7 protein-coding genes are annotated in these 11893 nt (G+C 33.9%); 1 reads left to right on the top strand and 6 read right to left on the bottom strand.

The window, feature by feature from the left end; genetic code table 11:
* Nucleotides 1-180: 180 nt before the first annotated feature.
* From ORL93_RS30075 to ORL93_RS30050, 6 genes are all read right to left on the bottom strand, one after another.
* On the bottom strand, nucleotides 181-480 hold the full coding sequence (locus ORL93_RS30075; protein ID WP_265960267.1) for a 4'-phosphopantetheinyl transferase family protein: 300 nt from the start codon (nucleotides 478-480) through the stop codon (nucleotides 181-183).
* Nucleotides 481-624: 144 nt separating this feature from the next.
* Entirely contained in the window at nucleotides 625-816 is a 192-nt protein-coding gene (locus ORL93_RS30070; RefSeq protein WP_265960266.1) for a hypothetical protein, read from the bottom strand.
* Between the two features lie 86 nt (nucleotides 817-902).
* Nucleotides 903-1658 carry a thioesterase II family protein gene (locus ORL93_RS30065; protein WP_265960265.1) on the bottom strand — a complete coding sequence of 252 codons (756 nt, stop codon included), beginning with the start codon at nucleotides 1656-1658 and terminating at the stop codon, nucleotides 903-905.
* A 261-nt stretch (nucleotides 1659-1919) separates the two neighbouring features.
* Complete coding sequence (locus ORL93_RS30060) at nucleotides 1920-2264, bottom strand: ribosomal-processing cysteine protease Prp (protein WP_199668845.1); 345 nt, start codon at nucleotides 2262-2264, stop codon at nucleotides 1920-1922.
* A gap of 160 nt (nucleotides 2265-2424) precedes the next feature.
* Nucleotides 2425-9975: a non-ribosomal peptide synthetase gene (locus tag ORL93_RS30055; protein WP_265960264.1), complete on the bottom strand. Its 7551-nt coding sequence runs from the start codon at nucleotides 9973-9975 to the stop codon at nucleotides 2425-2427.
* Nucleotides 9976-10574: 599 nt separating this feature from the next.
* Nucleotides 10575-11282: an IS6 family transposase gene (locus ORL93_RS30050; RefSeq protein WP_040118712.1), complete on the bottom strand. Its 708-nt coding sequence runs from the start codon at nucleotides 11280-11282 to the stop codon at nucleotides 10575-10577.
* Between the two features lie 80 nt (nucleotides 11283-11362).
* On the opposite strand from ORL93_RS30050, the gene ORL93_RS30045 reads away from it, so the two are divergent.
* Nucleotides 11363-11689 carry a hypothetical protein gene (locus ORL93_RS30045; protein ID WP_265960263.1) on the top strand — a complete coding sequence of 109 codons (327 nt, stop codon included), beginning with the start codon at nucleotides 11363-11365 and terminating at the stop codon, nucleotides 11687-11689.
* Nucleotides 11690-11893: the final 204 nt, after the last annotated feature.

Below are 11893 nucleotides of genomic sequence, written 5' to 3'. Positions count from 1 at the left end.
TACAGGTGAAGTCTGCTCAAAATGAAGTTGGGTTCATACATAAGTTATTTGGAATTGCATCATAATCTGTCATTGAATAGGCCATGTAGGTTCTATATCTCTATCAAATGGTTTTTGCACCAGAACCGCCCATACTGATTATGCCCCTTTTTTAGAGTAATAGGATCAGTATGTCCAAGCTTAAGAGATTTTTTGCACCAGAACCTCTTGAACAATTTCAGACATGTTTTTAATGATAACTTTCTTTGGAAACCGATTAGAAGTTGCCCATACAGATAATTTATAATTAGAATCTATTTGATATTGTGTAAAAAAATTCAAAGGAATCGAAAGACCCTTTCCTATTGCTTTTATATAATTTTCTTTTAGTGTCCACAAGTCATAAAAATAATCAATTTTTCCGACTGATGATCTAGTATTTAAATCTTCTACTTCTTCATCTGAAAAAAATGCGAAACTATTTCTAAGTTTATAGGACATATTTGCTCAATATCTATACCTACAGGGAATTTATCCACAATACAAACAATCCAATCTCCTGAGTGCGAAATATTAAAGAAAAAATGATTACTTCCTTTCCAGCAAGGTTTGCCATATTCATTGTAATCATACTTAATATCTTGATTAAATATTTTTATATTGCTTACAAATTACAGATCGTATCAAAACATCACCTAACAAAGATCTATAGTCTTCTTCTTTTTTTACATAACGATTTATTTTTTTCTTTTTTTCCGCAGATACCAAATTTAATAAGGTATTATATCTATTGTCATCTATAAATTGTGGCTTTTTAATCGCATAAATATTAATCATTTTAAATTCTCTCACACTCTCTATACAACAATATTTAGTTTCCTATAATATTTTCAACATACCCTTTCTAAAATAAAATTCTATCTTTATACATTACATTTTAAATCACTAATTATTGCATTTTGGATAAAGTCTTGCTGACTATGAAGAAAAAAATGATCCCCTTCTATCATACGTACTTGATTAAAGCCTGTTGTAAGTTCTCCCCAAGCTTTTAGATTTCTCTCATCAATTCTTACATCTTGTGATCCACCAAAAACAGATATGGGACAGGTTAAAAGATTCCCTCTTTTATAAAGGTACGTATCACAAACTTCAAAATCCCCACGTAAAATCGGCTCGTATATCTCCATTAATTCCTTATTTTCAAGTACTTCCTTAGGTGTACCATTTAGGTTACTCAATTCTTGAAGAAACTGCTCTTTAGGAAGATTATAAATAGTTCGATGAATATTTTTTAAATGTGGGGCTGCTTTTCCCGATACAAACAAGTGAAGTGGAGAAACATTCTCCTCTTTCACTAAAGTTCTTGCTAATTCAAAAGCAAGGAGTGCTCCCATACTATGACCAAAAAAAGCAAATGGCTCATTCACATAAGGCTGTATTCCTTGTTTTAGTCCTTCTACCATTTTACTTACTGAACGTGTTATCTCTTCAAAAAAGCGTTTGTCTCTTCCTGGAAGTTGCACAATATGTATTTCAATATCAGCAGGAAATGTTTTTTCCCATCCTCTGTATACCATACTTCCTCCTGCGTATGGAAAACAAAAGAGTCTTAATTTAGGCTGATTCCGCAATAAAAGACAAGTAAACCAGTTGGAATTATTTATCTGTTGTGTCATATTATTTCTCCTTATCTAAGATATAAATTCAATACTGATTATCATACTTAAGCATTAGAATATTGTATTCTTCAATTAAAGTTTGTTTAACTCTCACCCTAAATTCCAAATTATGTTCACTATATTTAGTATGACAATAAAAAACTGAAGAGTTGCTTATAATATGTTTTACTAATTTCTATAGAATTCTCATACATCCAAATATAATTAATTTGTTAGCCGCTACGAACAACTAAGGGCTCTATAACTTTAGCATTTATCCTACATCTTCCTGACAATAATACGAATATGCTTTTCATAATTTTCTTCTAGGCATTGCAATGTATACACCATAGCTTGAAGTAATAATTGCACATCATTTTGCCTCTTTAGGAACGCCTTGTTCGTTGGGAGCATCGCCCTTAAATAACCATCCCGAGTCTCTACCTCCATCTCTACATGGCATAACTTCTCTATTGAATTTACCGTGCCGATAGTGACTGTAGACACATTCGAACAGACAATATCTTCACCATAGGAAGCATAATCTGCATGCCCTTCCACAATAAACCCTTGAATACAATTGGAGTTTTCAATTAATACTGAAATAGAGATTATAAAACTCATCCTTATCTTCTAGTAGCTAAATAACATATTCAGATACGCAATATACATTACAAAAAATTAATCTCCTACCTAATCCCTCCCGTTATACAAGCAGTGCCGATAACAGAAGGGATAGACAGATGTTATTCACTAATTTTTAAATAACCCTTAAAACATACAATTATTTTGTGACTGCATGTAATATTCCTAATTCATCTGGTGATAAAAAACCGGATGAAATCATATATTCTACAATCTTTTGTAAATATTCAATATTAATTTCCGGCCATTGAAAATCTATTATTTCTAACTTCTTTTGTGTCCTAATTGAATCTAGTTTTACTACTTTATATCGCTCATCCATCTTTTCTCCTGATACCATGAGCATTTGAAGGTCTTCTTGCCTATTTTCATCCTGAGATATTTTTAACATGATTCGCTCGTACTCAGAATCATCAAGAACTTCAATCGAATGCCCTATTTGTTCAAATATTCCAACCATATCTTTAAGTTCCAGTTTCTCATGATTATACATATGGAAAATATACTCCTGAACATTATCAGTATTTATATTCGAAGTGATTAATCTAATAATTGCATTACTGCAATAGTCAACAGGTGTGAATTCCACTTTACTCGATAATAAATTATTTGTTACAACACCGTATTGCAACATAAATTTTAGACGACTCATAAATGCATTGTCTACAATATTAGTTTGGTGCTGACCATCACGATATCTATTAGTAAGATTACCTACTCGATAGATGTTTGCATTGACCCCTTTGGATATCGCTTTGAAAATCTCATGCTCTGCTAAAAATTTACTTTTCACGTAGACATTATCTTCATAATTTTGTTTAATATAAAAATCATTTTCCTTAAATACTTTTTCCTCTTCTCCTAACGCAAACTGTCCGGACACACTCGTTGTAGATACATAATGTAGCTTCTTGTCATTCCCTACAAATGTTAGTATCTCTTTTAACGCCTTAACATTTGCTCTCTCAAAATCGGCGTAATCTCCAAAGTGTTTTGTTAGAGCAGCTGCATGAATTACAGTCTTAATATTTTTATGAAGGGTTACATATATATCTTCGTTTAGACCCAATCTCTTCTCAGTCAAATCTCCATTTACAATAAAAATCCGTTCATTTATTAATGACTCATACTTAGTAAATTTGTCTTTAAAATAAAACCATAAGTTTTTCAATAAACGTACTTGAGCTTCTTCCTCATCTCTTCCACGGATTAAACAGTACACTTTACATTTTGTAGTATCAAGTAATTGTTCCAGTAAATGTATACCTAAATATCCTGTAACACCTGTTAACAACACCGCACTACTCTGGTCAAATGTTTGATGTAATTTTTCTGTTTCTCCTCTTTTCTTAGGTGGCTTTAAAAATTGTATCCGCGATTTATTCGACTGTAAATATGAGCTAGTTCCATTATCGATTTTTTCTGCTATTTTACTTATTGTTTGTAATTCATAATAATCCTTAACTGTTACATTCCAGCCTTCAGATAATGTTCTCACTAATGTCTCCATAATTTTCATTGAATGTCCACCCAATTCAAAGAAATTATCATGCACACCAATTGTTGATTGCTCAATACCCAATACACCCGACCAAATTGTTACTAATTTTTTCTCCGTCTCATTGCGAGGGCCGATATGCTCTACACTTGTCTGTATTACACGATCCCATTTAAGTAAAGCTTTAGTATCAAATTTACCATTAATCGTCAGTGGCAGGGCATCCATTTTTACAAAATGAGCTGGTACCATGTAATTTGGAAGGTGTGCCTTTACATGTTCTCTCCAGTCTTGTACACTCCCTTCACCTACGACATACGCGACTAATCGTTTATCTCCATGTTCATCTTCTTGAGCTATTACAACAACCTCTTTAATCATAGGGTGTTGACCTAATACGGTTTCAATTTCTCCTAATTCAATTCGGAAACCTCTAATTTTAACTTGGTTATCAATTCGGCCTATATACTCTAAATTTCCATCTGGTAAATATTTAACAGAATCACCAGTTCGATATAATTTGGCATTAGAATCACCATTGAATGGATGCGGAATAAAGGAAGCTTCTGTCAATTCAGGACGATTTAAATAACCACGTGCTAATCCAGCTCCTCCAATACACAGCTCTCCAGCCATACCGATAGGCACGGGCTGCTGATTTTGATCCAATACATACACTTCCACATTGGAAATTGGACGTCCAATATGAGGTTGACCATTTCCTTCATAAATTCCTGCGGTTGCGCAAACTGTTGCTTCAGTTGGTCCATAAGCATTGATAAATATACGATGATTTGACCAACGTTTTGCGATTTCTTCACTACAAGCTGAACCTGCAGAGACAACTACCTTGAGATGTTCAAATTTGGATTCATCTAACGCATTTAACACTGTCGGTGGTAAAGTAGCGTGTGTAACCTTATTATTTTGTAAAAATTTCGTTAATGGTTCCCCAGGCATAACCTCTTCTTGGTCATTTACACATAATGTTCCACCAGCTACAAGCGTTGTAAATATTTCAAATACTGCCGCATCAAATGATAGGGAAGCAAATTGGATTACTCTACTCTTTGAATTTAATTGCATTAAGTCAATAATAGTATGAACAAGATTACATAATCCCTTTTGTTCCAGTAACACACCCTTCGGGTTCCCAGTAGATCCCGATGTATAGATTACATAGGCTAAATTCTCTGGAGCCACTTCAATTATTGGATTAGTAATACTCGCTTGTGAAATCATTTCTTGATTTTCATCTAAACAAATATTCGCTATTCCTTCTGGTAACCACCCATTCACATTTCTTTGTGTTACCATCAGTTTAATATCCGCGTTATCCAAGATGTACTTAAGCCGTTGTTCTGGATAGGTTGGGTCCAGTGGCACATATGCACCGCCTGCTTTCAGGATTCCAAGCAGACCAACAATCATTTCTAAAGATCGTTCCACACAGATTCCAACCATCGTCTCAGGCCCTACACCTTTTTTCTGTAGAGAATGAGCCAATTGATTCGCTCTTTCATTTAATTCTTTATAAGTAAGTTGGTGATTCTTATATACTAAGGCTACTGCTTCTGGTGTTTGTGCTACCTGTTGTTCAAATAGTTCTTGAATAATATATTCCGTCGGATATTCTACTCTTGTATCATTCCATTCCTTCAATAATTGCTTCTCTTCCCCTCTACTCATCAGTTTCAAACTTCCAATAGATTTTTGAGGAGAATCCATCACTTCACTTAACCAATTTTCAAAATGCTTAGCCATTCTCTGTATTGTCAAAGCATTAAATAAATCTGTATTGTACTCAAAGGCTACTTGTAATCCTTCTTCAGTTTCTTCCATCCCTACTGTTAAATCAAACTTCGCTACTGCCATATAATTTGGAATTGGTTCTAAACTATGATCTAATATTTTTGATAGCTTTCTTGAATGAGTTTGTAAAGTAAACATCGTTTGAAATATTGGTGAATGACTAGCATTTCGTTCTGGTTGTAATACTTCAACTACTTTCTCAAAAGGAACATCTTGATATTCTTGAGCTTTTAATGCTTTTTCTTTCACCTGTGTTACCAATTCTTTAAATGTTAAATCCTCAGTAAGGTTTGCACGATATACAAGTGTATTAACAAAAAATCCAATAAGTTCTTCAATTTCCTTATAATTTCTATTAGCAATAGGACTTCCTACTAAAATATCTTTTTGTCCGGTATAACGTGAAAGAAATCCTTGATATCCAGCTAACAAAGTCATAAATAGTGTGGCATCTTCCTCCCGGGAAAATGTTTTAATCTTATCCAGTAATGCAACTGGTAAAGTAACTTGATACGTATCTCCCTTATAACTTTGTACTGCTGGGCGTGGAGAATCAAATGGTAGTTGTAATACTGGAAGCTCTCCGCTTAGTTCTTTCTGCCAATACTCTAATTGTTGTGCGAGTGCCTCGTCCTTTAGCCAATCACGTTGCCATTGTGCGAAGTCAGCATATTGAAGTGCTAAAGGTGGCAGTTGCACTGTTTTCTCCTCTATAAATGCTTGATACATGGCAAACCATTCATCAAGTAAAATTCCCATAGACCAGCCATCAGAAATAATATGATGCATTGTACAAAGAAGTACGAGTTCCTCTTCTTCCATAATAATTAACTGAGTTCGAATTAATGGTCCTTCGCTTAAATGAAATGGTGTTTCTATTTCGCTTTGAGTTAAAGTCTTCATTTGGAGCTCTTTTTCTTCCTGCGAAAAGTGACGCAAATCAATTACCTGTAACGATTTTTTGGTATAAGCTTTGATAACTTGCATCGGTTCACCATTAATTTCTTGAATTACTGTACGTAACACTTCATGCCTACGTAGCAGCGCATTATATCCTTTTTCTAATGCTTCAATTCCCCATTTTCCTTTCAAGTGCCACGCAGTTGGAATATTATAAATCGAACTATTTTGTTCAAGCTGATCCAAGAACCACAATCGTTGCTGAGCATAAGACAACGGTACTCGTTCTCCTCGTTCCTTTGGTTGTAATGGTGGAATTTCATAGCCTTTATCCTCTTGTAATAACGTTGTTATCCGCTGTGATAGGCCTTCAATAGTAGAGTACTGGAATAATTCACTTAATGGTAACTTAATTTGAAACAATTCTTGTAAACGCGAAACAACTTGAGTCGCTAACAGAGAGTGTCCACCCAATTCAAAGAAATTATCATGCACACCAATTGTTGATTGTTCAACACATAATACATTCGACCAAATCGTCACCAATTTTTTCTCCGTCTCATTGCGAGGGCCAATATGCTCAACACTTGCCTGCACTACACTATCCCATTTAGGTAAAGCTTTAGTATCAAATTTCCCATTAATCGTCAGTGGTAAAGCATCCATTCTTACAAAATGGGCTGGTACCATATAATTTGGAAGTTGTGCTTTTACGTGCTCTCTCCAGTCTTGCACGCTTCCTTCACCTACGACATACGCGACTAATCGTTTATCTCCCGTTTCATCTTCCCGAGCCAATACAGCGACTTCTTTAATCATAGGGTGTTGGCCTAATACGGTTTCAATTTCTCCTAATTCAATTCGGAAACCTCTAATTTTAACTTGGTTATCAATTCGACCAATATACTCTAAATTTCCATCTGGTAAATATTTAACAGAATCACCAGTTCGATACAATTTGGCATTAGAATCACCATTGAATGGATGTGGAATAAAGGCTGCTTCTGTCAATTCAGGACGATTCAAATATCCACGTGCTAATCCAGCCCCTCCAATACACAGTTCTCCAGCTACACCAATAGGTACAGGTTGCTGATTTTGATCCAATACATACACTTCCACATTAGAAATTGGACGTCCAATATGAGGTTGACCATTTCCTTTATAAATTCCTGCAGTCGCACAAACTGTTGCTTCTGTCGGACCATAAGCATTGATAAATATACGATGATTTGACCAACGTTTCGCAATCTCTTCACTACAAGCTGAACCTGCAGAGACAACTACCTTGAGATGTTCAAATTTGGATTCATCTAACACATTTAACACCGTCGGTGGTAAAGTAGCGTGTGTAATCTTATTATTTTGTAAAAATTTCTTTAATGGTTCCCCAGGCATAACATCTTCTTGGCTACTTACACACAATGTTCCACCAGCTACAAGCGTTGTAAATATTTCAAATACTGCCGCATCAAATGATAGGGAAGCAAATTGGATTACTCTACTCTTTGAATTTAATTGCATTAAGTCAATAATAGTATGAACAAGATTACATAATCCCTTTTGTTCCAGTAACACACCCTTCGGGTTCCCAGTAGATCCCGATGTATAGATTACATAGGCTAAATTCTCTGGAGCCACTTCAATTATTGGATTAGTAATACTCGCTTGTGAAATCATTTCTTGATTTTCATCTAAACAAATATTCGCTATTCCTTCTGGTAACCACCCATTCACATTTCTTTGTGTTACCATCAGTTTAATATCCGCGTTATCCAAGATGTACTTAAGCCGTTGTTCTGGATAGGTTGGGTCCAGTGGCACATATGCACCGCCTGCTTTCAGGATTCCAAGCAGACCAACAATCATTTCTAAAGATCGTTCCACACAGATTCCAACCATCGTCTCAGGCCCTACACCTTTTTTCTGTAGAGAATGAGCCAATTGATTCGCTCTTTCATTTAATTCTTTATAAGTAAGTTGGTGATTCTTATATACTAAGGCTACTGCTTCTGGTGTTTGTGCTACCTGTTGTTCAAATAGTTCTTGAATAACATATTCTGTCGGATACTCTACTCTTGTATTGTTCCATTCCTTCAATAATTGCTTCTCTTCAGCCTCATGTAATAAATTAACTTTAGAAATGCCTGCTTCACAATTATGTAAAACAGATGCAATAAATTGCTCTAAATAACGAATTAATCTCAAGATTGTATCTTCATGAAAAATATCTCTATTATATTCGAAATTACCACAAATCGCTTTGTCATTTTCTTGTTCAATAAATAATGTTAAATCAAACTTGGCTATATTCTTTTCTAAACTACAAGGAGACAATGTTAGTCCATGTAAATTAAATTTATTCGTAGAATTTCCCAAAAAAATCGCTGCATCTTGCCTACTAGCCTTTTGTAACACAAATCCAGTTTGAAAAATAGGTGAGTAACTAATATCACGACTTGATTCTAATTCCTTCAACATCATGGAAAAAGGATAGTCTTGGTGTTTCACACAATCCTTTAGTTCCTCATTAAGAATATTTAAAAGTTCCTCAAATGAATAACCATCCTTAAAATTAATTCTAATAGGAAGCATATTAACAAAATATCCACAAGTATTACGAAAATCTTTGTTCCGTCTTCCAAATCTAGGTGTTCCTACTATAATTTCATTTTGTCCTGAATAACGATGTAAAAAAGCAAAGTAAAGAGATAATAAGACTGTATTAAGAGTAAAACCTTTTTTATCACAGAATTTAAGTAAACTCTCACTAATCTCTCTACTTAGTTTAAAAGGCACCAATCCTCCCTCATACGAAGGAACAGGTGGTCGCTTCTTATCAATCGGCAATTCTAATACCGGTATCTCACCTTTAAGTTTATTTTTCCAAAATACCTTCGATGTTTCCCCAGTTTCGCTTAACAATAAATTTTCTTGCCAAGAAACGAAGTTCGAATATTGAGATATAACGGTTTTCAAATCATGATTTGTTCCTTTTTTTAAGTGTTTATATATTATTCCAAACTCATCTAATATTAGTGATATAGACCAACCGTCAATAGCAATGTGATGCCATACTAAAAGCATAATATAATGATTTTCAGCATAGCGAAACAATCTCACTCTAAACGGTGGCTCTTTTTCCAATACAAAAGGTTTGTACGACTCTTGATACAACTCTTGATTAATAGAAGATAATTCTTCAGTACCTATATCAATAACTTTAAAATCTAGAAACGGCTCACTATAAACCTTCTGTACAGGATCTTTCTCCATAGCAAAAATAGATCGATAAATCTCATGGCGGTTGATAATTTCAATAAAAGCTCTTTTTACAAGTGAAACATCTAATTCCGAGTAAACATGCCAAGCAAATGGTTCGTTATATGAAGATTTATCTGGATACAAACAATACTGCAAAAAAAAGTCCCTTTGCCCTTTTGATAAAGGGATAGTTTTAATATTTTTTTTACTTATCAATCTACTTACCTCCATTAGATTTTTTTACAAAATACAGCTATTAACAATTCCGTATAACTCAAGATATCGTACTTAAAATTCATGACATGCTTAGTTCTTCCGAAAAATGATTAAAAATAGCATAAATAACAATATTTCTATTTATTCAACTGATTTCTACCACTAGTTGACCTTATTCTTCTATCTCAATTCTCAATTAAAGTAACTCTCCTATTTGAATTGATTTCTTTAGTAATGTGATTAACTAAGATGCATAGTAGATTGAGAAACGTGTTATTGCTAATACTGTAATTTAATATCCAATAACTCTACTAATTATATGTTAATATATTGTAAAAGATTGTCGAAATTTTGAAGAGTTAACATTTTTTACCGAACGAAGTATAACGTTGTCTGAATTCTGATTTTTCAACTGAAAACATTAAATTTAACCACTCTAAGTATAATTGAATAGTTTTTATTACTACCTTACGTAACAAAAGTTTTTGGGATTATTATAGTCATATGGATACAACTTAGTTAAGGGGTACAGCCACAGGTTCTGGTGCAAAAACCATTTGATAGAGATATAGAACCTACATGGCCTATTCAATGACAGATTATGATGCAATTCCAAATAACTTATGTATGAACCCAACTTCATTTTGTGCAGACTTCACCTGTAGGTTAAGTTGTCCTTTTTTCATCATATGCATGGCTTCAACGCCGCTCAATATAGAAGTGGCTGTTTCATACGATTTGAATCCTAACATAGAACGTACACGTTTCTTAATGAAACGGTGATCCTGTTCCACTATATTATTGAGATATTTAACTTGCCTTATTTGTATGCCTTCAGGCATATGTTTCTCTTCTTTTAACTCTTGAATCGCTACGGGATAGGCCGGGTTCTTGTCTACTGTTATAACACGAGGTTTACAAATATGAGAAGCAGCCAAGGCTTTCTTGAAAAAGCGCTTGGCTGCTTGTTTATCTCTTGATTTACTTAGATAAAAATCAATGGTATTCCCTTCTGAATCAACGGCACGATATACATACATCCATTGCCCTTTCACTTTAATATAAGTTTCATCGACTCTCCATGAATCATTTGTTGTTTTAAGATGATGTCGTACTTTCTCTTCTAATTGAGGTCCATATTGATGAACCCATCGCATAATCGTTGTGTGAGCCATGGATAAGCCTCGTTCTTCCATCATTTCCACCAGGTTACGGAAGCTCAAATTGTACCGTAGGTACCATCTTACTGTTAATAAGATTAGTTCCGGCTGGTAATGCTTCCATTTGAACAAATTTTCCTTTTCCATATCGATCACACACCTTTTTCTAGAGTAATACTATCAGTATGTCCAAGGTTAGGAGATTACTTGCATGTATCTTGAATTTCTTGCACCGGAACCGACCTGGAAACGCTAAAAAAATCACAGGTTTATTAATAACAGATGAAGGAAAAATCAGTATTGGTAGAAAACAAAGAAAAATATTACGTGCTACAATCTATAATTCATTAAATAATGACAATTTAACAATTCAAGAAAAAATAGACATCGAAAATCACATCAATGGATGGCTATCCTTTCTTAAAGGGATAGATTATAACTCATATCAACAATTATTAAAGTGGAAAGAAGAATTTGAAAAGAAGGCAAAAGCTAATAAAATGGCTAAACAGTTAGAAAAAGAAAAGTTTGAAGAGATGCTCAGAAGCTTTTAAAAATATTTATAACTTTTAAAATTAGAGTCCTAAATCAATAAGACTCTTTTTTACTTTTCTCGAATGTAAACTTTTGTATATTTGTTTACATTCAAATCCTCTAAAACATTGACTTTATCCCAATTCCCCTGATATCATCAAAATTAGCAAGAAAAGTATACATTCAAAACAATATAAATAAAGAGGTACAGAAACACATGAACA

Origin of the sequence: Bacillus sp. DHT2, assembly GCF_026241455.1 — a bacterium.
GTDB lineage: Bacteria > Bacillota > Bacilli > Bacillales > Bacillaceae_G > Bacillus_A > Bacillus_A pseudomycoides.
This window is presented reverse-complemented; position numbering and strand designations above follow the sequence as displayed.

Excerpts from the sequence above, each read along its gene's own strand:
- ORL93_RS30070 (WP_265960266.1), bottom strand. The coding sequence starts at position 816 with ATGATTAATATTTATGCGATTAAAAAGCCACAATTTATAGATGACAAT.
- ORL93_RS30050 (WP_040118712.1), bottom strand. The coding sequence starts at position 11,282 with ATGGAAAAGGAAAATTTGTTCAAATGGAAGCATTACCAGCCGGAACTA.
- ORL93_RS30065 (WP_265960265.1), bottom strand. The coding sequence starts at position 1,658 with ATGACACAACAGATAAATAATTCCAACTGGTTTACTTGTCTTTTATTG.
- ORL93_RS30060 (WP_199668845.1), bottom strand. The coding sequence starts at position 2,264 with ATGAGTTTTATAATCTCTATTTCAGTATTAATTGAAAACTCCAATTGT.
- ORL93_RS30075 (WP_265960267.1), bottom strand. The coding sequence starts at position 480 with ATGTCCTATAAACTTAGAAATAGTTTCGCATTTTTTTCAGATGAAGAA.